This is a genomic window from Cardinium endosymbiont of Dermatophagoides farinae (genome assembly GCF_007559345.1).
Taxonomy (GTDB): domain Bacteria; phylum Bacteroidota; class Bacteroidia; order Cytophagales; family Amoebophilaceae; genus Cardinium.
On sequence record NZ_VMBH01000001.1, the window covers coordinates 503,154 to 525,623 of the forward strand.

Genomic DNA, 22,470 nt, shown 5'->3' on the forward strand with positions numbered 1-22,470 from the left:
ATAAAAAAATTGCACGCACAACGTAGCAATACCAAAAAGGGGGGTATTTGTTACGTGTACAGAACAAGATGAGCCTAGAAAGAAGCGCAATAAGCTATTCGTATCCCTCTTCTTGGTTATATTTACTCGTTAGAATAATATCGCTAGCCTGTTTATTAATCAGGTTATAGGTAGCGTAAGCAGCTACAACTGACTTTCCAGAGAAAGCAATACCGCATGCTAGAACTTCTTGTACATGAGGATGCTGCAATAATTCCGTATGATAGGCTTGTGCTTGTATTTGATCTAAGGCAAGTTTAGCCGCAGTTTCCAATTCTTCTTCTTTACGTACCTGCTTAAATTCCAGTAGCAGCGCTTTTAGACCATCTTTAGGAATGATTAATACATCATATCTTCCAAAGCCGCTTTCTCGATTCGAGCGTATATAATGGGTTCTACCTAAACTGGCCAGCATTGCTAAAACAAAACCATGATAAAATCCTTCTGATTTTCTAGAAAATTGTGTATCAAAACAACTAGCACTTTGCCGTAAAAATAAGCTTAGTTCTTCCACAAAAAGAGGAACTGCCCCAACTACTAAATGTTCCAAAAAAGCGTTATAAACACATTGATCAGCAAATTTACTACTCAACCATTCTTTAAAGAATCTATTGTAGAGTCTACGTATTTCCTGATTGGGAAGCACAACGATACAATCGTATAAATCACTATCTAAACTTAGGTTACTTGTTTGAAAGGTTAAAATAACCAGCAAATAAAAGTAAACTCCATAAAGCTGTTTTCGTCCCTATCCAATAGATCAAAAGCAATGTGTTTGTCTACAGGAACAGTTAAAGCTTTGTTTTGCATTAATTGTTCAAATTGCCTTTTAATACTATCACTAGCTGATAGTAGCAATTGTTTAATTAAATCATTGTTACCCGTATTCACCCAATAGACATCAAAACGACCTGATCCATTGATACAAGAAATAATAGACCATGGATTATACATAACTAAGTTCCCTACCTTATAACCATTGTACCAATTTCTTACTTCTTCCATAGAAGTAGGCAAATCTTTTGCTTTAAATAGAGCGGAAACTTCTGTTTCACTAAAACCAAAATGGGAACTATAGGCTTCATCTAGTAAGGTATAGGTCTCTAGGTTATTCAAACCAGAGAGCATGCTGTCTTTAGAAACACGCAATATGCCTGTTAAAACACCTCTTTCTAGTGTAGTATTGTCTTTTAAGGCAAGCACTAAATAGGTTACGCATAAATGCGACCATAGCGTCCAAGTATGGCTTATTGCCATAAGCTTTATTGAGTGGCGTATCATATTCATCTATTAGAATATAAACCTTCCGGCCATGGTGTTCATAAAGACACTGACTAAGAAGTTTTAAGGATTTTTCTAATGCTTGTTGATTGGCTTGCCGATTCCGAATAACATGCAGTTGCTCTAACTGTAACGCATTGATTTTATCACTTGTAAATAAATAAGGGTAGAAGCTATAAATTTCTAGTATCAACTCATAAACCACATTATAAGCCCCTTGAAAATCACCTGCATTAACATCTTTAAAGCTGATCATAATAACAGGGTACTTTCCTTGATGTTTCCTAATGTACCTACCACTTTCTAGCTTTCCGATTGCTAAATCATCAAATAAACCTGCTGTAATGACCCCATTCACTTCTGAGGCAAAAAAGTGTTGCAACATAGACATATTGAGTGTCTTGCCCCAACGGCGAGGGCGTGCAATTAAGGTAACCTTATCTCCTTTGCTCAAAAATTCAGAAAGCATAGCTGTCTTATCGCAAAAAAGATAATCTCCTTGTACTAACTCTTGAAAGTTACTAACTCCAATCGGTAATTTTTTCATGATAAGAAGCGTTAAGGTGTATAATGAGCTGATTATTAAAATAATAAGGAATAACCCAGCCAATAGTTGCTACAATGCACTTGTAAATACAAATATGATATATTAATTCTAGTATACTACTAAAATCAATGGAATAATATTCCAGTCAATAGTAATCCTTCTAACTATTTTTTTCTTCTTTGTTAGTATGAATAATCTCTAATGCCTGATTAGCTGCCTTTTCTAAGGCCATTCCTATAGCTGGGCCTAAGTATGTATTGGCTATCTGCACATCTATAGCCAAGGTTTCTTGCGCCATATGGGCTACTTCTGGTAGATAAGCATAACCTGCTGCATGACGTAGGTCATAGAGTCTTTCAGCCAGTTTAATAAAAAGAACGGAAAGCTGTACGTGCTCTTCTTTGATCGCTTGTTCCAAACGGTTTTGCACATAAATCAACGAAGGATGGTCTAGCTCCTTTCGTTTATCTATACCTATCACATTCAATACAAAAGCATATACTCCTAAATTATAATGTTCCTTCACATAAGAAAGTGGCAAGCAGGTACGACGCACCAACTCATAGAGCAACGAAGCATAAATCACTTTAGGTGAGTGAAAAACCCATTCTACCACTAATTTTACAATACCTACTGCTCGTACATAAAACAATTGACCAGAAGCATGCCGTTTACATCCAAAGTGTTTCCGCAACAATAAAAGCAAACCTGCAATCGTTTTTACATCGATGGGATCATCTTGATGAGAGACTTTACAGACATAATCATGGAATTGCATTAATATCATCATCGAATTAGCTTGTTCCTGGGGGGTAACAGGCGTATCTAAGGTTAAGGAATCTAGTGGTAGAGCTGCCGTCATCTTACTAAATATTTGAGTAACATCATTAGGAAGTACCAATAGAATACCAGGTTGTTTACTATCAACAGGAAATTCCAAATAGCCATAGTGTGCTCCAATAATAGTGGACATAGTTTGCATCTGAAGATCTATTGATGGATGCGCTTCCTGTTTCCCTTTAGGGCTCATACCATCTATTAGACCATCATAGACCTCCTTTACTGCAGGAAGGGACTCAAAAGAAGTAGCATGCTGACTTATAACCAAAGCAGTGGCTAAAAAATCCATATAGGTAGGATAGCTGTTATCAATAGCATCAGCTTTCTTAAATTGCAAAACAGTAGGAGACAGTTGTACACGCACAATTTTTGTACTAGAGTGAGCTATATTACCAACTCGTAAAACGGCCTGAGCCAATAGATAAACGACTTGGTTAATATCACATACCATAGCAGATAGCTCCCCACTAGCATCACTTATTTTTTTACCAATAGTCTAGGCGGATCAGCTACCTCTTGAGATAAAACATATTCTACTTTACGAATCAATTTGCTAAAAGTAATTTGAGTAGGCTGCAACAGTGCATGATTTTTGTATTTTTCTTTTCTATTAAAATAGATAACCCAATCATAAAACTTATTAATAATACTTTGAAAATCTTGTTTATAAAGGGGCATATTGCCATCTAAAAAAGAGATAGTTTCCTCAATTTTACCAACTACTTGATTTAAAATAAATCCATAACCTTTAGGACCAAAGGAAATAGCACCATTACAAGGGACCAACGATGCGTCATATAGGGATGCTTTTAATTTTCGTGCCTTTTTAAGCGCTTCTCTATCCTTGAAATAGATTACTTGGTTGGAACAACTATCGTTTTTAGCCTTAAGGTAGATAAAAATGCTAAAAATAAGTAAGCTTAACCCAAAACAAAGGAGCAGTAACAACGAAACAGTTGATGGCAATAGCACCAGATACTTAGTACAATAGACTGAACCAAGCCGCATGGCAATCAATAGCGTAATCACTAAAAAACTTATGCCAAGATACAAAGGAAACACCAACAAGGTTACTGACAAATGAGCTAAAGATAAACCTAAGGTTAAGAAAAGATTAGTACCATGCCACCAGTGCCAAAGTACATTGATAGGAAGGCAAAAAGTTGTACCTATTGTAAAAAATAGGCCAATCACCCAACCTGGAATAGGTTGTATATTTTCTGATATAAATGTGCTATACCCTAAAAAACAAGCACCTAGCAAAATTTGTAATATAAGCCAATAACTATGATCTGAAATAGAGGCTATAAAATAAGTCAGTAAATTACTAACGACAATATAGAATCCAATAAATATTAGTGTAGAACGATTGGGTTGAAGTTTAGCCAAAGTGTTTTTTTTTATTCGTCCAAGATTTTTTAATCTTTTCTTTCCATTCTGCCTTTTTACGGGCCTTCTCTTGTTGAATTTGTTTAAGCGTATCATCTGGACCAACCCAACCTGCACTTTTTGGCTGTTTTAGAAAATAGTGAGCGACCATCATAGCTAAGCCATTGGCCAACATAGAAATGAAAGAACCATCTATTCCGGTATCAGGCTCAACCCATTTGTTCCAAGCTAAAATAGTTAATACACCTGTTGCCATCCCGATCAAAGCGGTACGGGAAGTGCCACGAAAACCAAAAACAGCTAAGACAAATGGGGCAACGGTTATAGGAATAGAAAAATTTAAGCTGTACTTTAATAAAGTTAAAAGACTATTACAATAAAAAGTTAATATCATAGCTAATAAACCTATTATTAGGCTACTCCATTTAACTATTTTAAGGTGATTAATAGGACGTAATTTATTTGGTATGATTTTTTCTAAAATATCGTAACTAGTTATGACTGCACAATTATTTATATGTGAATCAGCCGTAGACATCGTCATGGCCAATAGACTGATAGCAATAAATCCGTTAAGAGCAGGAGGTACATGAGTTGGTATATAGTTCCAAACTTTATTTAGGGGAAGATGTGGCTCTTTTACAAAGACAAATAGGCTGATTAAAATGATCAGTACCTTTATAAGGTAATGGCAAATAGTAGATATCTTAAAAACCTTGCAAGCCTGAGTAGGATCTGAAGCCATATAGATCCTTTGCATAATGGTGGGCTCTTTCGTATATCCTACTAAATAACTAAGCAAGAGAAAAAATAAACTTATTAATTTAATATTACACTGAAATAAATTATTAAACCGAAATTTTTCTTGATCCTTCAGAAAATATATAATTTCCAAGATAGATTTCTCAGTGTTGAGAAACATAAACCAAGCTACTAGTGGGATAATAATAGTAAATGTTATAAACTGTAATACATCAGTAAAGGTGACTGAACGAATACCACCTAGTGTGGAATAGAAAATAAGTATTAAAGTAGCTAAAATAGTAATAATATATGAGTTGTATGGAAAGATACTACTGATGGTTACTGATATAACATTGATTTGAATAGCAATAACCGCTATAGCACTACAAACAGAAGATATACCTGTAATAATACGGGCATATTGTCCATGTATGCTACCAATTGTTTCTGGAAGGGATAAATGTTCCATAAATGGACGCCATACGTATGGCCATTAGACTAACTATCCAAAGATTAAGTCCTGCTAAAATCATAAGCATGATCCAGTATAATCCACTACTATATACCTGCTCTACAGCACGTACTAAGGTTCCACCACCATAAGTTGTAGCTAATACCGTGGCTACTAAAGTAGTTGTAGAAAAAGTTTTATCTCCTATTGCATATTCTCGAATGATGGTTGATTTTTTATTATAACTTATAGTAGATGCCAGTGGCTAAGGTAAGCAGTAAAAATATTACTACCATCAGAAAAGGAAGATTAAACATAAAAGGACATAATTATTATACGTTTTGTATACTTGGATACGATACGGAATAGCAATTTGCATCTATTGAGGGGGTCATTCATACCTCATCATAATATAGTGAACAATTAAGAAAAAAGTATATTAATGAAGTTAACTGTCTGTTTAGTTCAGCACACCCCTATGTAACTTAATCAGAAAATCAGTAGTCATAATTCATATGAATACTTTTAATAGAAAGCAAAGGTACTGTATTACATACGTCTCTCATTTATCTAGTTATTTTGCATACTTGTGGAATAAGTTTAGGAGATTGTTGTAGGATTGCTTTTGCCAAAATGGAACCAAGGTAAGCGTGGTACATTAAACCACGAGATCCTAATCCTGGAAAACACCAAGTTTTGTTATCTAATTGATCAATAATTGGGTGAGCGGAAACTAGAGAACGGTAGACTCTAATGCCAGACTTGTAGCCTAGCACTTGAATATCGCTTTTAAACCATGGATCTACCTGAGATCGAATAAGTTTTGTAGCTTCATCTAGGGTAAGATCTGTTAAGTCTGTTCTCGAGGTTGTACCCATATAACATATGTTGCTTTGATCCGTTAGGCTTAAATAGCCATCACCAATAAGCGCATAAGTCAATCGTTTTTCACAAATTAATACCTCTCCTCTTTTTAGTACTAAATTTAATGCAGGATATAATTCAGCAAGATTGGCACCACAAGCTAAAATGACCTTATCAAAATAAGCACTATCACTTAACGTAAAATTTTGTAATACTAATTCAGCACCATAGTGATCACATAAATGCCAAATTCCTTTTAAGTAAAGATCTGTATAAACACTTAGTCCATTCGGAATAAATAGAGCTGGCCTGTATACTCCTGTTTGACTATAGGTATGCTGTGGATCCCATAAGGACACATCATCTTGTGTTCTGACTATATTAAAAAAAGCTTGCTGATCTTCTGGGTGTATGGCGCAACGAACAATGCCACTTATTTTATAAGTTGCTTTCCCTATAGCCTGTGCTGCTGCATCTAATAATTGTATGGTTGCTGCTATACCTGGTTGGGCACACCAGTTAAGCTGTGCAAGAGATCCTGTATATGGATGCAATAAGCCTGCAGCAGATCCTGAGGCTCCTGCTCCTATACCGTCCTTTTCAAATAATTGTATTTTTAAATTACGGTCTATAGCTAAAAGATGATAACAAGTGGCAAGCCCTCCTCCTACAATAGCTACACGCATCCCTAATAATTATTACATGATGACTATCAATAAAGATTTTTCTTAACACGCTTGCTCAATAGCATTGATGATTTACCCATGGTAATAAATTTTATTTGAAAAAACCAATAGAAAATCGGAATATTAAGTTTATAAGATGCCAGTCAGCGGTATATAGTATAAGCCAGTTTGAACTAAACTAAACGGTTTACAAGAACTTCACCAGGTGAATAGATACAAAATATAGCCGATACAATCCCATTAGACGAACTAAAAAAGTTATCTTTTCATAAAGAGAACAGAGCAATAACAACTAAGAATTTAGCAATAAAAAGCCTACCTACAACAGATATTTATGTGCGCAACATTATGCCAGGCTATGGCTATCCGCTTGACAAGCTACAAGCCTCTGCTATCTTTATTAGCACCCCTATTTATATTATAAATCAAACGAAAGATAAACGCTGGTCGCTTGTTATAACACCAGACTTTGTGGGAGCTAAATGGATGCTTATATGAGGAGGGTGAGGGATTCGAACCCTCGGTACTGTTAAAGGTACCACGGTTTTCAAGACCGTTGCATTAAACCGCTCTGCCAACCCTCCTAAAAATACAAATAGGTTACAACTTAATCTAGCTAAAGATAGATAACCTGGTTAGTCAATAGATTGATAATCCTTAATATCAGACAATATTTATAAAATCTAAAAAGATAGCAGATACAATATAAGCTTATCTGTAAAATTACTAAAGTTATCGATCAAATTTCATCAAAAGAGGCTTTACAATAGCTACCTATAATAGGTACGCCACTATACTGCTTCATCTAAATCTGGGATATCCTCCTGCTCCTTACCATTTTTTAGTGGGGTAAGCCCTCCAGAAAAATTAAACTTCATTACTTCAGAACCAGGTAAATCTAAAGGTGTAACCAATTCTGGAGGAACAATAATCAAGATTCCAGCCAAATCATAAGCATTGGGCAAATAAACCGCCACATGGTTCGGCATAGAGAGCACCTCTAAAGATTCTTTTGTAATAAACCCTATCCTATAGACCTGAGTCGTTTTATTCATTAGAACGACAACAGGCTTATTAAACTTTCCCTTGCTGCTTACAAAAGCCGAAGTAAAATCTTTTAAATAAGAATAGAGCGCACGAATAAATGGCACTTTTTTGATGAGCCCTTCTGTAAACCCAAATACCGACTTAACCAGTAAAGTAGTACCTATATATCCCAATAGCGTTATAGACGCTACTACAATGAACATACCAAGACCTGGAATGCTAAGGCTTACAAATCCATCTACCTTTAGCAATATCACTGATATTAAATAAAATGTTCCCCCTAATGGAATGATTAATAGCAACCCTCTAAAAAAGTAGAGTATAAGCTGATTGATAAGTGGCTGTTTTGTTTGCATGGTTTCAACATTGTAAATATAAAGCAGCCTAATCCTTAATTATTTAACTCCAATTTTAAGAAAAAAGATGATACTACACAATAGTATAGCAACTCTTTTTTATGCAAACCATATATTAAAGTAATAGATCTATAATCAAATATATAGATTTGATAATGAGCCTATATACACATACTACCTTATTTTATTCGGTCTTATGCGCAATGACAAGCATTATAAGTGGAATATAAGCACCATATTTATTAAAGTTTTTGTTTAACATTTATATATTTTATTCTGATTATATTATAAATTAATACTTAATACAAATAATATTTGGGCTTATTAGGGCTAGCTGACACCTATTTATCGAATCGAACGAACCAAAGAGATATCCATCAATTAGACCTTCTGCAAAACCTATTTCTAATGGCAATTTTGGTGTCGAAGCTTGTCTATGCTCCTCAAATATATTTAGTATTCTGGCGACTGCGCTTCTCCTAAAAACTGCTGATCACAAATAGGTTTTGAAGAAGGTCTATTGATTGGCAGCACATGCCTTAAACTGCCTACATCCGTCAAGCACAATCTTTGGCTTACCCAGCCGACACTGCCTAAAGTCAAGAAAATACCCAATAAAAAAAATAATATTTTTATTTGATTTTCAGTATTAATTTTTTTTAGTCTAAACTAAAAAAATTTTTATACTTGACTAAAATCACAAACCATAAAACCTGCCGTCAATTTGCAATTCATGTTATAGGCTAGTATTTAGATATGTCTAAATATTTATTTAAATTTGACTAAATTCAATATATTTATGAAACGTACACATGCAGAAGAAAATTATTTAAAGGCTATTTATATGCTTTCGGAAAAGAAAGAAGCATTGGTTACAACTACTGCCATGGCAGAATTTTTACATACCAGTGCTGCATCGATTACCGATATGGTACAGAAGCTACACAACAAAGGGTTGGTTGTCTACCGTAAATACCAAGGCGTAGCTTTGACAGAGACAGGGAAACAATTTGCTATAAAGATTCTACGAAAGCATTTGCTTTGGGAGGTTTTCTTAGTAGATAAGCTAAAATTTGGATGGAGTGAAATACATGAGATAGCAGAACAATTAGAGCATATTGACTCTGATATACTCATAGATCGGCTGGACGATTTTCTAGGTCATCCCTATTGCAACCCTCATGGTATCGTTATTCCAAATGCTGATGGAAAGATTATAACTAGGCCTAGATTGTTGATGACAGATCTCTCTGAAGGAGCAAGTGGCATAGTAAGCGCCATTAAAGATGACTCAACCTCTTTTTTACAATATCTGGGTAAAAGAAATATCTATTTAGGGGTTAAGATAACGGTTGTTGAAAAAATTGAATTTGATGAGTCTATGGATGTAACTATTGATAATCAGCATAAAATTAATATATCTCGTAAGATAACAGATAATATTTTAATAAGTTTATAGTTATGATGGCTATTTTTATTAGATATCTAGCCTCCAATAGGCATATAGTTTTTTATTTGTTTTTTTGTTTAAGCCTATTTTCATGTTTTGATCCTGTTACAGAGGAACCATTTACCATTTTGACTACTACAGGTATGCTGGGAGATGCGGTAAAAAACATTGTGAAAGAAGACGCGCATGTAGTCAGCTTAATGGGCCCTGGTATAGATCCGCATACCTATCAAACTACCCAAAAAGATGTGCAGCAGCTGATGCATGCACATATGGTTTTTTACAATGGACTTGATTTAGAAGGAAAAATGAGCAATCTATTAAAAGAGATGGCTAAAGAAAGGAAGGTATACGCAGTGAGTGATGCCCTTGATAAAACAGCGTTACTATACGAGGGTACCATTGGGGCAGATCCCCATTTCTGGTTTGATGTAAAACTATGGAAACAGGTAGTCGGCTTTATCAGTCAAAAGCTACAAGAAGCAAGACCCGAGTCAGCGGCGTATTATCAAAATAATACGTTGGCTTACATGGAAATACTAGAGCAATTGCATAAATCAGTTGCTACTCAAATTCAATCTATTCCAGCAAAACAGCGGGTATTGATCACTGCACATGATGCTTTTGGCTATTTTGGAAAGGCGTATAATATAGAAGTAGTTGGTTTACAAGGAATTTCTACTGTAGCTGAGTGTGGTTTAAAAGATATTAACCGGATTGTACAGCTTATTAGGGAACGAAATATTAAAGCAATTTTTTTTGAAACTTCTGTTTCAGATAAATCGATGCGGGCTGTATTAGAAGGTTGTGCCAATTATGGACATAAGGTAGCAGTAGGAGGGTATCTGTATTCGGATGCACTTGGTGCGCCTGATACGTTAGAAGGAACCTATTGCGGCATGATTAAGGCCAATGCTACAACAATTGTCAATGCACTGAAATAATAGACCTTCTGCAAAACCTATTGCTAAATGGCAATTTTGTGGTCTATGCTCCTCAAATACATTTAGTATGCTGGCGACTGCGCTTCTCCTAAAAACTGCTGATCACAAATAGGTTTTGAAGAAGGTCTATTATAATGCACGGATGCAAATAGCAAATTTATAGGGAAAGCATTAACTTTGCATGACCTGCTCATAAAGTTCTAAAAAGTGCAACAGCATACTTGGATCGGTCTATTGAAGCAATAATAAAACTACAGCAGGCTATAGCAATAGGAGACCTTCTGCAAAACCTATTTCTAATGGCAATTTTGGTGTCGAAGCTTGTCTATGCTCCTCAAATACATTTAGTATACTGCGGTGCTCGACTGCGCTTCTCCTAAAAACTGCTGATCACAAATAGGTTTTGAAGAAGGTCTAGGGATGAATAGGCACATAATGTTAAATATAATATTCTGTATGGCAGCCAATTTTGCTAGATACATATTGTCAAATTTATATAGCGTTTTTTATCTATTTTCTTGCTTTGCTTTACCTTCTTGTTTGATACCTACAAATGAAAAATTTGTTATTTTAACTACTACAGGCATCTTAGGAGATGCGATTAAAAACATTGTAAAGGAAGATGCGCAGGTAGTTGTCCTAATGGGCCCTGGCACAGATCCGCATACATACCAAACTACTCAAAAAGATGTACAACAGCTTAGGCATGCGCATATGATCTTTTATCATGGCCTTGATTTGGAGGGAAAGATGACAGATATCTTGCAAAGAATGGGGCAGGAAAGAAAAGCTTATGCAGTGAGTGATGCGCTTGATAAAACAGCGTTACTATACGAGGGTACCATTGTGGCAGACCCCCATGTCTGGTTTGATGTAAAACTATGGAAGCAGGTAGTCGGTTTTATCAGTCAAAAGCTACAAGAAGCAAGACCCGAATCAGCGGCGTATTATCAAAATAATACATTGGCTTACATGGAAGAACTGGCGCATTTACATGAATTAATTACTATTCAAATTAACTCTATCCCAAAACTACAGCGGGTATTGATTACTGCACATGATGCTTTTGGTTATTTTGGAAAGGCGTATAATATAGAAGTAGTTGGTTTACAAGGTGTTTCTAGTGTAGCTGAATGTGGTTTAAAAGATATTAACCGGATTGCAGCGCTTATTAGAGAACGAAATATCAAAGCGGTTTTTTTTGAAACTTCTGTTTCAAATAGATCGATTCGGGTTGTATTAGAAAATTGTGCCCATTATGGACATAAGGTAGCGGTAGGGGGATATCTTTATTCAGATGCACTTGGTGCACCTGGTACGTTAGAAGGGACCTATTGTGGCATGATTAAGGCCAATGCTACAACAATTGTTAATGCACTAAAATAAGGATGATAGAAAAAAACATCATAAGCATAAAGGATTTAACTGTTGGCTATACAAACCATAAAGTTGTGCTGGAAGCAGTTAGTTTTGATTTACCATCCCATAAAATCATTGGCATAATAGGTCCAAATGGGGCTGGTAAGTCCACCTTACTAAAGGCTGCTATGGGGCTAATTCCTTATCAAAAGGGTGAAATAAAATTATTTGGAGAACCTATAAGTAGGGTAAGAAAGTGCATTAGTTATGTCCCTCAAAAAGAATCCGTAGATTGGGACTTTCCTGCTTCTGTATTTGACATTGCGCTTTTAGGCAGGTATAATAGATTGGGATTTTTTCAGCGGCCTAGTAAAAAGGATAAAGTAATAGCTATGCAGTGCTTAGAGGAATTAGGCATGGCACATCTTGCTAAGCGACAAATTGGAGAGCTATCTGGAGGGCAACAGCAACGGGTATTTTTGGCCAGGGCATTGGCACAAGATGCAGCGTTGTATTTTATGGATGAACCTTTTACGGGTATAGATGTTACTACAGAAAAAATTGTTATTGGACTCTTAAAAAATATGGTGGCAGCAGGAAAAACAATTGTGGTGGTACACCATGATTTGGGATCGGTACATGGCTACTTTGATTGGCTGGTGCTACTCAACCATAGGCTTATAGCTTCTGGTGATACAAAAGAGGTTTTTACAGCTGACTTATTAGAAAAAACCTATGGTAGTACGTTCTCTTGCTTCCGAGGCCATGCAACCAAGTGTCCGCTATAGGTTACTTGGATGGATGATACCTTATACCACTAATAATTCCCATGGTCGTATACCATGGGAATAGACCTTTTAATGCTCCAAGAAATTTATGGGACCTGTATTGCTAGAGAGCTTATGGGGGAGATTAGACCTTCTTCAAAACCTATTTGTGATCAGCAGTTTTTAGGAGAAGCGCAGTCGAGCACCGCAGCATACTAAATGTATTTGAGGAGCATAGACAAGCTTCGACACCAAAATTGCCATTAGAAATAGGTTTTGCAGAAGGTCTTATATAAGACGCTGGATATGTGAGCGAGATAACCCAGTAAGCATAATAATATCGTCTATAGGATAACCCTTTAAAAGCATAGACTTAGCTATAGAACGGGCTTTCTCCATTTCTCCCTCTAGTTTCCATTTTTCTTTCCCTATTTGTATACCCTCTTCCCTATATTTTTGTGCTATAGTTCTCATAATATCTTCTTTATCTTCTTTGGGTAGATGCTCCCTAATAATATTTTTCCATATCTGGATGCTTATCTTCTGGCAACTTGCTGTCAGTGTACCATAAAAAATTCTTTATATAAAAATATAACCTTTTTCCTTATCTAGCAGTATACAAGACTTAAAGTTTTCTAAAACTTCCTCCCATAACCTTAATCATATCACGAACGTGGACATACTTCATAAAATATTCCATCATCCCCAAATGTGCCTTCTTCTTGATCTCATCATCTGGCATAGCATACAAGTCCACCAGTTGATAATAGACCTTCTGCAAAACCTATTTCTAATGGCAATTTTGGTGTCGAAGCTTGTCTATGCTCCTCAAATACATTTAGTATGCTGCGGTGCTCGACTGCGCTTCTCCTAAAAACTGCTGATCACAAATAGGTTTTGAAGAAGGTCTATAGACCTTTTTTCTAATCAACCAAAGCAAAAGCGCTTGATTTTTGGTTGACTCTTGAATCAACCAAAAAGTAAAATCAAGCCTCCTTTTGTATATTGCAGGGGAATTTTTTAAATTCCCTTTTTGAGTAAAATCCCCGGGCGTTGCCCGTTATGAAACAACTTTAACCTATGGATCAAAATATTCTAGAGATTACAGATGCGCAGTTTGATGGAGTCATTGGCGAACACAAACTTGTCTTAGTAGACTTTTGGGCACCTTGGTGTGGGCCTTGCCTAAAACTTGCCCCCGTTATAGAGCAGCTTGCGGCTATCTATAAAGGGAAAGCAGCTATTGCCAAGCTTAATATCAGTGAAAATAGCCAAACACCTGCTAGATATTCTATTACCACCATCCCTACTATGTTGTTGTTTCATCAAGGCCAACAGGTAGACCGTTTGGTTGGAAATCTGCCGATCATTCAAATTCAGGAAGTATTAGATAAATATTTATCTTAAAATGTGAGAAATTATATATCTTGCTTTTTACAAGCACAAATAAAAACGTGCCTTGAAAAAAGTTACGATTAAAAAATCCAGCTTATAACTGGAAAAATTGTATAGTAAAAACGCGCCCTTGGAAAAAGTTGCAATGGGTAAGCATGCCCTCTAAATGATGGATAGAAAATCAGTACCCATTCGGCTATATGGCACTGCTATCCCCAAAGTAAGAGCGCTTGATTTTTTGCTTACTTTTTGATCAAGCAAAAAGTAAGGTAAAAACGCCTTGTATGCAACCCATTACTAAAAACCTAAAAACCTTTATCCTACACTTTGTAGCGCAATACAAATGGCATTTTATTGCTATGGCTTGTTTGCGCATGTGTTTTGTGCTCGATAACTTAGTTGTCCCTTATGCTTTTAAGATACTCGTTACACGGCTGACAGCATTGGGCGACCATACAACAGGTTCTTGGATAAAGCTAGCCTGTCCGCTAAGCGCTTTATTGGGTGTAATCGTACTCATAGAGCTTTTGTTTCGTCTGTTTGACTACATGAAAATCAGGACTATTCCTGCTTTTGAGGCAAAAATACGGATCTGGATTGTACGCTATTTGCAGGGGCATTCCTACCAGTTTTTTACAGAGCATTTCTCTGGTGACCTGGTAAAGCGTGTCAATGACTTAACAGATGGCATCAGTCAAATGGTGATGATTGCCATTTCATCATTTTTGCCTACATTCTGTACTATGTTGGCTGGTGTCTTTTCCTTTGCCTATATACAGCCTACTTTTGGTGCATTGTTGATGACTTGGCTTATATTACATACCACTACCTATCTTTTTTATTCAAAAAAGGTAAGCCATAGTGTGGCCTTACATGCAGAAAAAGGCAGCCGTTTATCTGGTAGTATTGTAGATGGGTTTACCAATATCTTAAGCATTAAACTCTTTGCTCGAAAAAATCAAGAGATAACCCATTTGGTAGCGCCGCAAGCAGCAGAAAAGTTAGCCCATGAAAAAGCTTTACAGCTTATTATGCAGCTGCACTTTATCATTAGTGGGCTTTCTATTGGCTTTATGGGTATCGGCATGCTTACCTATATGGTTTATTATTGGCAGCTTGGTAAGCTATCTATTTCTGAATGCACCTATATTTTTTATGCCGGTAATAATATTTGTAATTTGGTTTGGGTTTCTGTAGCGGAGTTTCCTGATTTCTTTGAAGAAGTTGGCTACTGTAAGCAAGCTTTAAAATTGGTACAAAAACAACACGCTGTGCTCGATGCACCTGGTGCTGTACTGCTTAAATGTGGGCCTGGTGCTATTGCCTTTCAAGAGGTTTCTTTTGCCTATGTGCCGGGTAAGCCTATATTTGAAAATCAAAGCATGGAGATAGCACCCGGTGAAAAGGTAGGATTGGTGGGCTTATCTGGTAGTGGTAAAACTACTTTTATTAATCTGCTTTTAAGGTTTTTTGATCTGAATCATGGTGTTATTACCATTGATGGTCAGGATATATCTACTGTTACGCAAGAATCATTGCGTGCTGCTATTTCCCTTATACCGCAAGATACCACTCTTTTTCATGGTAGCATTTTAGAGAATATCCGGTATGGACGCAAAGAGGCAACGGATGATGAAGTCATCGCCGCTGCGAGGAAAGCAAGGTGTCATCACTTTATTATGGGTCTATCGGAGGGATACAATACCCTAGTGGGCGAAAGGGGTTCAAAGCTTTCAGGCGGGCAGCGCCAACGTATTGCTATTGCACGTGCTATATTAAAAGATGCGCCTATTTTAATACTGGATGAAGCTACTTCTGCATTAGATGCCGTTACCGAAACGGAAATTCAAGAGAGCCTTTCTATGATTATGGCTGGTAAGACAACCATTGTCATTGCCCATAGGTTAACGGTTTTGGCTGCAATGGATCGAGTGTTGGTCTTTAATAATGGTACAATAGTGGCAAGTGGATCCCATGAGACCCTTTTAAAGATTAGTCCCCTGTATGCAAATATGTGTAAATTACAGCTTGACGGCATGCATTCGCTCACCTAAACCCTATGCGTTATCAACCTATTGATCCGAATCTATTTATACAAAATAGAAAAAAACTAGTAGCGCATCTGCGTCCCAATAGCTTGGTGGTGTTACAGGCCAATGACCTAATGCCTAAAAACGCAGATGGCACCATGCCATTTGTGCAAAACAGTGATCTTTTTTACCTTTCTGGTATAGATCAAGAAGAAACTATTTTGTTGCTCTACCCAGATGCGCCAAGGGAAGAATGGAAAGAAATTCTATTTATAAAAGAGACAAACGCACACCTGGTCATTTGGGAAGGCCATAAATACACGAAAGAAGTAGCAAGTAGCATAAGTGGGATTGCTACAGTGCACTGGACCCATCAATTTAATCAAATCTTTCATACGTTAATGGGCTTGGTCCATCAAATATATCTGGGCACGAATAAGCATCCAAGGGCCCATTCTCCTATAGCCACCAGGGAGCGCCGTTTTATCAGCTGGTGCCAGGACCACTATCCCCTACATCAATATGCACGGGTTGCACCTATTATGCAGCAACTACGTGGCATAAAAGATGAAATAGAAATTGCGTTTATACAAGAGGCCTGTAATATTACAGAAGCTGGCTTTCGATCTGTTATACCAATGGTGCGTCCTGGTTTAATGGAGTATGAAATAGAAGCATTGTTTTCCTATGCCTTTCTTCGAAGGGGTTCAAAAGGCTTTGCCTATGCGCCTATTGTGGCCAGCGGTGCCAATAGCTGTGTGCTTCACTACATCCATAATGATAAACCCTGCCCAGCAGGTGAGTTGCTGCTCGTAGATGTAGGTGCAGAATATGCTAATTACTCAGCTGATGTAACACGCGTTATACCTATTGATGGGAAGTTTACAACCAGACAACGGAAAGTATACAATGCCGTACTACGCATATTAAAAGCTGCACAGGCACTATTGCGCCCAGGCTTATCTTTTGCATCTTACCATAAAGCAGTTGGTGAATGGGTAGAAGCAGAACTGGTAGCCCTGAACCTTATAGATGCTACAGCTATTAAAAACCAATCCAAAGAGGTCCCAGCCTATAGAAAATATTTTATGCATGGCATTTCGCATCATCTGGGCCTTAGCACCCATGACCTAGGCGATACCCATGGTCTTATCTTACCCAATATGGTACTAACCATAGAGCCTGGCATTTATATTAAAGAGGAAAAGATCGGTATACGGCTAGAAAATAATGTGGTGGTAAGAACAGATGGTGTGCAAAACCTAACAGAAAACATTCCTATAGAAGCAGAAGCAATTGAAGCATTAATGGCTAAAGGTTAGGCCACTTATACAACTTCAAGAAAAAGTCGTAAAATTATGAGAGAAGGCTTCTGCTTTAACTAAAGCTGACCAGACAAGCTATCGCAGTTGAGCAAGATCGACTGGATTGGAAGCCTATGCTGGCATACGAAATCATCAAAAAAATGGAAAAAGAGATGGAAAAAGATAAAGTCATCCGTAAGATAGATGCACTGCCTATTGGTTACTCAGATGTTAAATCCGTCATTGAAACAGGCTACTATGTAGACAAAACAAAATATGCACAGGAGTTGATTGAAAAGAGAAATCCTATTTTTATAGCTCGACCTAGAAGATTTGGAAAATCTCTATTTATTGATACGTTAGATACTATATGCAGCGGAGAACAAGAAGTTTTTAAAGATTACCATATAGGTAGGCCAGAAAATGGGTATACATGGAAGAAATATCCTATAATCAACATAGATTTTTCAGGTCTGAACCACAATCCGAACTGTTTGGAAAACAGCTTAAAAAGTAAGTTAGATAAAATTGCTTGTTTATATGGTTTAACCATACAGGTCCCAGATATACAAGATGGGCTAGAAAACTTAATAGAAGCACTTTCAAAACTCAGCAATGGTTATGAATCCAATATAGTAGTGCTTATAGATGAGTATGATGCGCCAGTTGTCAATTTGCAGAAAGGATCAGATTTGGAACAGGCCAATATCAAGGTCATGAAAGATTTCTTTATGACTTTAAAATCACTCAATAAACGTTTTCAATTTACCTTTATCACTGGCGTAAGCAAATTCAGTTTATCTGATGTATTTTCAGGGGCCAATCATTTAAGCGATCTTACGATTGATAAAAGTGCAGCCGCTATGTTTGGTTATACCGAACAAGAGTTATTAGAAGTATTCTCCGATCGTATAGCCATGGTTGCTGCTACTTGGAGTGAAGAGCTGGGCGGGCCAGTGACCCAAGAGAAAGTCATGCAAGAGATTGCTAGCCATTATAATGGTTATAAGTTTTATGAGAAAGGTCCTTCGGTTTACAACCCTTGGTCTACCCTTCATTTTTTTAAAGAGGGGAAGCGAGAAGACTACTGGTATGAATCGGGAAGCTCTACGTTGATAATCAGTCAAATGTTATCAGATCCTGATAGATTTAACCTAGATGAACTACCCATTGATGCCTATAGACATCAGTTAATGTATACCGGTAGTAGGAGCGAAATCAGTTTAAAAGCATTGATGTTTCAAACCGGATATCTAACCATAGCACATTATGAACCATCTACAGGTATTTATAAACTCAAGTTTCCTAATCAAGAAGTAGCAAAGGCTTTTGCGCAAACAATTCAAGATACCTTAGAGCGACGCGTAAAAGATTACTTTATACAAGAGCGGGATAAAATTAGACATGCATTAGCTGATAAAAAAATTGATACCTTTATAGAACATATCAACATAGCTTTTGCGGCGCTTCCTTACTATATTAGACCTCTTTCGAAAGCGATTTGTGATCAGCAATTTTTAGGAGAAGCGTGGTCGAGCACCGCAGAATACTCAGCTGTATTTGAGGAGTGTAGACAAGCTTCGACACCAAAATTGCCATCAGAAATCGAGTTTCGAAAGAGGTCTGACACGAAGCAAGAAAAACAGTACTATAGTAATTTACATATGCTACTGCAAGGATTGGGATTTTTAGGTGGGAGAAAAATGCATATGCATAGTGAGTCAGCATCTAGTCAAGGCAGATCCGATATTGTGCTAGAACTAGAAACGGCCATTTTTATTATAGAAATAAAGTATAAATCCAGCGGAAAAATAGCCTTAGAACAAATCAAAGCAAACGGGTATTATAAACCTTATTTACTCAGACAAAAAGCCATTATACTACTAGGCATTAACTTCAATGAGGAAACCAGAATGATCGATAACTGGGACTATGAAATACATGAAGATCATATCAAAAAATAAAATCACCCGCTTGATCAACCAGATGGAATCTGTAGAAGGTCTTGTTTACCCGCTGCTATTTCCAATACCTTTTTTGTGGTCTCTTTTATTTTAAAGCGTTCGTCTATGCGATGGCCTACTACCCATATAATCTGATCCTTACTGGTGACTACCAGTACTTTATTTTTTATGGCCATTGGTATTTTAAGGTCAATCAATAGATCACTGATTTTTTTACGTCCTTTTATGCCAAGGGGGTGGAAAAAATCTCCAGCTTGCCACGGACGTATCATCAGTGGAAATTGTAGCCGATCATAATCGAATGCGCCGACCATTGCTGTTTTTTTAATGATATAGTTGGCGCTGGCATAGATGTGAAGGTGTAGTCTATAATCTCCATATGACTCTGTTGTAGAGGTAATGGCTGCTTGTTGCAGCAATGGTCGTTTTTTAGGGATGATCAACCACGCTTTTCTATCTACATATAGCGTATAGTCTGTTGAATGAATTGTTTTTCCGCTGATTCTATCGCCTTTTATAAGCTTTTTAATAGCTTGAAAGGTAAAGCCATAAGGACGCAATAGCTCAAATGCAACTGTAGCTGCCCATGGCTGATCGATGATTGGGTCAATGGCTAGGTAATGGATACCATCTTTAAAAGTGATGCGCTCTTTTTTAAGCTCAGCCAGATGGCCGTCAAAGAAGGTGCCTATATCTTTTAGTTTTGTAGCGGTTTCTTGCGTGGTGGCCTCAAAGTTTGGATTGATTTGGTGTAAGAGCGGGATGACTTTGTTTCGGATAAAGTTTCTTTGATAGTGGTTGGATCTATTGGAGCTATCCTCTTGCCAGTGCAACTTTTCTTGTTGTGCATAAGCTATTATTTCCTTTTTTCTGGCAAAGAGCAAGGGACGTATGATCTGGCCATCTATACCTCTCGGAAGCGGGCTAATTGGCTCTATGCCATAGAGCCCCTTAATGCCTGTTCCTTTAATAAAGTTAAATAGTATCGTTTCAATCGCATCATCCCAGTGGTGTGCGGTAGCCACTTGATGCCATCCATGTTGCTGCAGCAGTTTGTCAAAAAATTCGTAGCGTAAGCTTCTGGCAGCCATTTGTATCGAAACTTTATAGTGGCATGTAAAAGTAGTGGTGTCAAAGCAGGTACTATAAAAAGGCACTTGGTAGGATTCCGCTAAGCCTTTTACCAATTCCGTTGCAGCCTCTGCTTCTGCGCCACGTAACTTGAAGTTACAATGGGCAATTGCAAAAGGCAGGCCAGCCTGTTTGAATAAATGCATGAGTACCACAGAATCCACGCCACCACTTACTGCTAAAAGAGTCGTTTGACCTGTGATGAGCTGCTTACGCGCTAGAAAGGCTAAAAAAGATGTTAACATGTAGGCATTTTTATCTTAGACATTCTGCAAAAGCTATTTGTGATCAGCAGTTTTTAGGAGAAGCGCAGTCGAGCACCGCAGAATACTAAATGCATTTGAGGAGCATAGACAAGCTTCGACACCAAAATTGCCATTAGAAATAGGTTTTGCAGAAGGTCTCTTGTTGTAGGCTGGTATGACCATATGACCAAAAGGATAGATATAAGCTTTTTACAGGGGCATTTTTCTACTATAGTCATAATGTTAAACGCATACAGCTAAGTTGCTAAATTATATGTAAATTTATTGAAAAGTTAAAGAAAAATCATTTTATGCTATTTTTTTAGCAAGAAAAGATTAGCATAAAAATACCTTTTTTTCCACTAACCTGAACAAATACTATCCAGGGTAGTTATTAGATTATTTTTAATTCGAAGCATATGGCAGAGTTCATTAGGATGCCTAAGATGAGTGATACCATGCAGAATGGTATCATAAGCCGTTGGGTAAAGCAAGTAGGGGATAAGGTGGTAGCCGGGATATCCTTGCTGAAGTAGAGACAGATAAAGCTACCATGGAGCTAGAAGCCTATGAAGATGGTACGTTGTTGTATATAGGTGTACCCGAGCAATCAGCGGCACGGGTTAATGACATTATTGCCATTATAGGGGAGGCAGAAGAAGACATCAATGCGTTGCTTGCGGCTACTGCTTCTATAGATGGCGCTACGCATACGGATGTAGCGTTGCCTTCTAATCCATCTGCTCCAGTTGATCCAGTTGTAGCTGCCAAAGTAGTAGCACCTACCTCCTCTACCGAACCTTTACCTTCAGATCGCTTTTGTGCTTCACCTTTAGCCAAAAAAATAGCAAAAGAAAAGGGGTATGACATCACACAGGTGCAAGGCTCTGGTCCGGCTGGACGGGTGGTTAAGAAAGATGTTATCCATTTTGTTCCTGATGGCGTGCACCAAGCTTATATCGGTGCAGACTCCACTGAACCATCCTATCAAGACCTTCCGATTACCCCTATGCGTCAGACCATAGCAAAGGTGCTGACAGAGAGTAAAATGAATATTCCCCATTTTTACTTAACGGTTGCCATCAATATGGACAAAATCGTTGCGCTGCGTGCAGCGTTGAACCTCCACGCGGCAACAAAGATTTCTATGAATGATTTGATTATTAAGGCTACGGCCTTAGCGCTTGCGCAGCATCCAAAGGTAAATGTTGCCTGGTTAGCCGATAAGATTAGAAGCTACCAGGATGTCCATATAGGTGTAGCTATAGCCGTTGAAGAGGGTTTAATCGTTCCTGTTGTTCGTTTTGCAGACCGAAAACCGCTCGTAGCAATTAGTAAAGAAGTAAAAATCTTCTCTGAACGGGGCAAAAAACTTACACCTAAAGATACTACAGGTGCTACTTTTACCATTTCAAATTTAGGCATGTTGGGTATCGCATCCTTTGCAGCTATTATTAACCCACCAGCGGCTTGTATTTTAGCAGTTGGTGCGGTGCAGCAGATACCTATTGTGCAAGACAATCAGATTGTTCCTGCGCATATGCTAGAGGTTACCCTCTCTTGTGACCACCGTGCTGTCGATGGTGCCGTAGGGCATTGTTTTTAGCTACCTTAAAAGGATTCTTGGAAGAACCATT

At 37.5% G+C, this 22,470-nt stretch carries 26 protein-coding genes and 1 tRNA gene; 12 read left to right on the plus strand and 15 right to left on the minus strand.

Going from position 1 to position 22,470, the window contains the following annotated elements:
• Positions 1-94 precede the first annotated feature (94 nt).
• The 7 genes from FPG78_RS02340 to FPG78_RS02360 form a co-directional block, all read right to left on the minus strand.
• Positions 95-754, minus strand: coding sequence for a PD-(D/E)XK nuclease domain-containing protein (locus tag FPG78_RS02340; RefSeq protein ID WP_144086445.1), 660 nt, complete (start codon positions 752-754; stop codon positions 95-97).
• Positions 739-1,188, minus strand: coding sequence for a P-loop NTPase family protein (locus tag FPG78_RS08035; RefSeq protein ID WP_255431710.1), 450 nt, complete (start codon positions 1,186-1,188; stop codon positions 739-741). Before FPG78_RS08035 ends, FPG78_RS02340 begins: the two co-directional genes overlap by 16 nt.
• Entirely contained in the window at positions 1,175-1,867 is a 693-nt protein-coding gene (locus FPG78_RS08040; protein WP_144086447.1) for an AAA family ATPase, read from the minus strand. The genes FPG78_RS08035 and FPG78_RS08040 overlap by 14 nt, the downstream gene beginning before the upstream one ends.
• Positions 1,868-2,027: 160 nt before the next feature.
• Entirely contained in the window at positions 2,028-3,158 is a 1,131-nt protein-coding gene (locus FPG78_RS07560; RefSeq protein ID WP_223261955.1) for an HD domain-containing protein, read from the minus strand.
• A gap of 26 nt (positions 3,159-3,184) precedes the next feature.
• Complete coding sequence (locus tag FPG78_RS07565; RefSeq protein WP_223261956.1) at positions 3,185-4,096, minus strand: hypothetical protein; 912 nt, start codon at positions 4,094-4,096, stop codon at positions 3,185-3,187.
• On the minus strand, positions 4,089-5,309 hold the full coding sequence (locus tag FPG78_RS07570; RefSeq protein WP_223261957.1) for a sodium:solute symporter family protein: 1,221 nt from the start codon (positions 5,307-5,309) through the stop codon (positions 4,089-4,091). The genes FPG78_RS07565 and FPG78_RS07570 overlap by 8 nt, the downstream gene beginning before the upstream one ends.
• A gap of 548 nt (positions 5,310-5,857) precedes the next feature.
• Positions 5,858-6,841, minus strand: coding sequence for an FAD-dependent oxidoreductase (locus FPG78_RS02360; RefSeq protein WP_144086448.1), 984 nt, complete (start codon positions 6,839-6,841; stop codon positions 5,858-5,860).
• A 348-nt stretch (positions 6,842-7,189) separates the two neighbouring features.
• On the opposite strand from FPG78_RS02360, the gene FPG78_RS08405 reads away from it, so the two are divergent.
• The gene (locus FPG78_RS08405) at positions 7,190-7,339 is read left to right on the plus strand and encodes an SH3 domain-containing protein (RefSeq protein WP_186292416.1); all 150 of its coding nucleotides are present in this window, start codon (positions 7,190-7,192) and stop codon (positions 7,337-7,339) included.
• Here FPG78_RS08405 and FPG78_RS02370 read toward each other — a convergent pair.
• From FPG78_RS02370 to FPG78_RS07085, 3 genes are all read right to left on the minus strand, one after another.
• Positions 7,339-7,425 (minus strand) — tRNA-Ser (locus FPG78_RS02370). The two genes, FPG78_RS08405 and FPG78_RS02370, sit on opposite strands and share 1 nt — an antisense overlap.
• 207 nt (positions 7,426-7,632) lie before the next feature.
• Positions 7,633-8,244: a DUF502 domain-containing protein gene (locus FPG78_RS02375; RefSeq protein WP_144086450.1), complete on the minus strand. Its 612-nt coding sequence runs from the start codon at positions 8,242-8,244 to the stop codon at positions 7,633-7,635.
• Positions 8,245-8,697: 453 nt separating this feature from the next.
• Positions 8,698-8,847 (minus strand): hypothetical protein, encoded by a 150-nt coding sequence (locus tag FPG78_RS07085; protein WP_186292417.1) that lies wholly within the window; start codon positions 8,845-8,847, stop codon positions 8,698-8,700.
• A gap of 196 nt (positions 8,848-9,043) precedes the next feature.
• Between FPG78_RS07085 and FPG78_RS02380 the strand changes: the two genes are divergently transcribed.
• Entirely contained in the window at positions 9,044-9,703 is a 660-nt protein-coding gene (locus FPG78_RS02380; protein WP_144086451.1) for a metal-dependent transcriptional regulator, read from the plus strand.
• Between the two features lie 56 nt (positions 9,704-9,759).
• Positions 9,760-10,638: a metal ABC transporter solute-binding protein, Zn/Mn family gene (locus FPG78_RS02385; protein ID WP_223261958.1), complete on the plus strand. Its 879-nt coding sequence runs from the start codon at positions 9,760-9,762 to the stop codon at positions 10,636-10,638.
• Between the two features lie 344 nt (positions 10,639-10,982).
• On the opposite strand, the gene FPG78_RS07090 is transcribed toward FPG78_RS02385, so the two are convergent.
• Entirely contained in the window at positions 10,983-11,120 is a 138-nt protein-coding gene (locus FPG78_RS07090; protein ID WP_186292503.1) for a hypothetical protein, read from the minus strand.
• A 58-nt stretch (positions 11,121-11,178) separates the two neighbouring features.
• Here FPG78_RS07090 and FPG78_RS02390 point away from each other — a divergent pair, with 58 nt between their 5' ends.
• From FPG78_RS02390 to FPG78_RS08045, 3 genes are all read left to right on the plus strand, one after another.
• Positions 11,179-12,024, plus strand: coding sequence for a metal ABC transporter solute-binding protein, Zn/Mn family (locus FPG78_RS02390; protein WP_223261959.1), 846 nt, complete (start codon positions 11,179-11,181; stop codon positions 12,022-12,024).
• A gap of 2 nt (positions 12,025-12,026) precedes the next feature.
• Entirely contained in the window at positions 12,027-12,785 is a 759-nt protein-coding gene (locus FPG78_RS02395; RefSeq protein WP_186292418.1) for a metal ABC transporter ATP-binding protein, read from the plus strand.
• Between the two features lie 72 nt (positions 12,786-12,857).
• The gene (locus FPG78_RS08045; RefSeq protein ID WP_255431712.1) at positions 12,858-12,983 is read left to right on the plus strand and encodes a hypothetical protein; all 126 of its coding nucleotides are present in this window, start codon (positions 12,858-12,860) and stop codon (positions 12,981-12,983) included.
• 69 nt (positions 12,984-13,052) lie between these two features.
• On the opposite strand, the gene FPG78_RS02405 is transcribed toward FPG78_RS08045, so the two are convergent.
• From FPG78_RS02405 to FPG78_RS08050, 3 genes are all read right to left on the minus strand, one after another.
• Positions 13,053-13,238, minus strand: a complete 186-nt coding sequence (locus tag FPG78_RS02405) for an RpnC/YadD family protein (protein WP_144086454.1) — start codon at positions 13,236-13,238, stop codon at positions 13,053-13,055.
• Positions 13,239-13,389: 151 nt separating this feature from the next.
• Positions 13,390-13,545 (minus strand): Rpn family recombination-promoting nuclease/putative transposase, encoded by a 156-nt coding sequence (locus FPG78_RS08410; RefSeq protein ID WP_144086455.1) that lies wholly within the window; start codon positions 13,543-13,545, stop codon positions 13,390-13,392.
• A 57-nt stretch (positions 13,546-13,602) separates the two neighbouring features.
• Entirely contained in the window at positions 13,603-13,737 is a 135-nt protein-coding gene (locus FPG78_RS08050) for a hypothetical protein (RefSeq protein WP_255431713.1), read from the minus strand.
• Positions 13,738-13,844: 107 nt separating this feature from the next.
• Between FPG78_RS08050 and trxA the strand changes: the two genes are divergently transcribed.
• The 4 genes from trxA to FPG78_RS02430 all read left to right on the plus strand — a co-directional run bounded on the left by trxA (position 13,845) and on the right by FPG78_RS02430 (position 19,457).
• Positions 13,845-14,171, plus strand: a complete 327-nt coding sequence (trxA, locus tag FPG78_RS02415) for a thioredoxin (RefSeq protein WP_144086456.1) — start codon at positions 13,845-13,847, stop codon at positions 14,169-14,171.
• A 218-nt stretch (positions 14,172-14,389) separates the two neighbouring features.
• Positions 14,390-16,213 (plus strand): ABC transporter ATP-binding protein, encoded by a 1,824-nt coding sequence (locus FPG78_RS02420; RefSeq protein WP_186292419.1) that lies wholly within the window; start codon positions 14,390-14,392, stop codon positions 16,211-16,213.
• A gap of 5 nt (positions 16,214-16,218) precedes the next feature.
• Positions 16,219-17,511: an aminopeptidase P family protein gene (locus tag FPG78_RS02425; RefSeq protein ID WP_144086458.1), complete on the plus strand. Its 1,293-nt coding sequence runs from the start codon at positions 16,219-16,221 to the stop codon at positions 17,509-17,511.
• A 155-nt stretch (positions 17,512-17,666) separates the two neighbouring features.
• Positions 17,667-19,457 (plus strand): AAA family ATPase, encoded by a 1,791-nt coding sequence (locus tag FPG78_RS02430; RefSeq protein ID WP_186292420.1) that lies wholly within the window; start codon positions 17,667-17,669, stop codon positions 19,455-19,457.
• A 14-nt stretch (positions 19,458-19,471) separates the two neighbouring features.
• Here the strand turns inward: FPG78_RS02430 and tilS are convergent, their stop codons facing one another.
• Complete coding sequence (gene tilS, locus FPG78_RS02435; protein ID WP_144086460.1) at positions 19,472-20,833, minus strand: tRNA lysidine(34) synthetase TilS; 1,362 nt, start codon at positions 20,831-20,833, stop codon at positions 19,472-19,474.
• Between the two features lie 419 nt (positions 20,834-21,252).
• Here tilS and FPG78_RS08330 point away from each other — a divergent pair, with 419 nt between their 5' ends.
• Both FPG78_RS08330 and FPG78_RS08335 read left to right on the plus strand, forming a co-directional pair.
• On the plus strand, positions 21,253-21,369 hold the full coding sequence (locus FPG78_RS08330) for a biotin/lipoyl-containing protein (protein WP_338140434.1): 117 nt from the start codon (positions 21,253-21,255) through the stop codon (positions 21,367-21,369).
• 17 nt (positions 21,370-21,386) lie between these two features.
• Positions 21,387-22,439, plus strand: coding sequence for a dihydrolipoamide acetyltransferase family protein (locus FPG78_RS08335; RefSeq protein WP_338140435.1), 1,053 nt, complete (start codon positions 21,387-21,389; stop codon positions 22,437-22,439).
• The last annotated feature ends 31 nt before the right edge of the window (positions 22,440-22,470 follow it).

Coding starts and splice junctions, on each gene's coding strand:
- FPG78_RS08040 (WP_144086447.1), bottom strand. CDS start 1,867: ATGAAAAAATTACCGATTGGAGTTAGTAACTTTCAAGAGTTAGTACAA.
- FPG78_RS07560 (WP_223261955.1), bottom strand. CDS start 3,158: ATGGTATGTGATATTAACCAAGTCGTTTATCTATTGGCTCAGGCCGTT.
- FPG78_RS07570 (WP_223261957.1), bottom strand. CDS start 5,309: ATGGAACATTTATCCCTTCCAGAAACAATTGGTAGCATACATGGACAA.
- FPG78_RS02360 (WP_144086448.1), bottom strand. CDS start 6,841: ATGCGTGTAGCTATTGTAGGAGGAGGGCTTGCCACTTGTTATCATCTT.
- FPG78_RS08405 (WP_186292416.1), top strand. CDS start 7,190: ATGCCAGGCTATGGCTATCCGCTTGACAAGCTACAAGCCTCTGCTATC.
- FPG78_RS02375 (WP_144086450.1), bottom strand. CDS start 8,244: ATGCAAACAAAACAGCCACTTATCAATCAGCTTATACTCTACTTTTTT.
- FPG78_RS02380 (WP_144086451.1), top strand. CDS start 9,044: ATGAAACGTACACATGCAGAAGAAAATTATTTAAAGGCTATTTATATG.
- FPG78_RS07090 (WP_186292503.1), bottom strand. CDS start 11,120: ATGTATCTAGCAAAATTGGCTGCCATACAGAATATTATATTTAACATT.
- FPG78_RS02395 (WP_186292418.1), top strand. CDS start 12,027: ATGATAGAAAAAAACATCATAAGCATAAAGGATTTAACTGTTGGCTAT.
- FPG78_RS08045 (WP_255431712.1), top strand. CDS start 12,858: ATGCTCCAAGAAATTTATGGGACCTGTATTGCTAGAGAGCTTATGGGG.
- FPG78_RS02405 (WP_144086454.1), bottom strand. CDS start 13,238: ATGAGAACTATAGCACAAAAATATAGGGAAGAGGGTATACAAATAGGG.
- trxA (WP_144086456.1), top strand. CDS start 13,845: ATGGATCAAAATATTCTAGAGATTACAGATGCGCAGTTTGATGGAGTC.
- FPG78_RS02425 (WP_144086458.1), top strand. CDS start 16,219: ATGCGTTATCAACCTATTGATCCGAATCTATTTATACAAAATAGAAAA.
- FPG78_RS02430 (WP_186292420.1), top strand. CDS start 17,667: ATGGAAAAAGATAAAGTCATCCGTAAGATAGATGCACTGCCTATTGGT.
- tilS (WP_144086460.1), bottom strand. CDS start 20,833: ATGTTAACATCTTTTTTAGCCTTTCTAGCGCGTAAGCAGCTCATCACA.
- FPG78_RS08330 (WP_338140434.1), top strand. CDS start 21,253: ATGGCAGAGTTCATTAGGATGCCTAAGATGAGTGATACCATGCAGAAT.
- FPG78_RS08335 (WP_338140435.1), top strand. CDS start 21,387: ATGGAGCTAGAAGCCTATGAAGATGGTACGTTGTTGTATATAGGTGTA.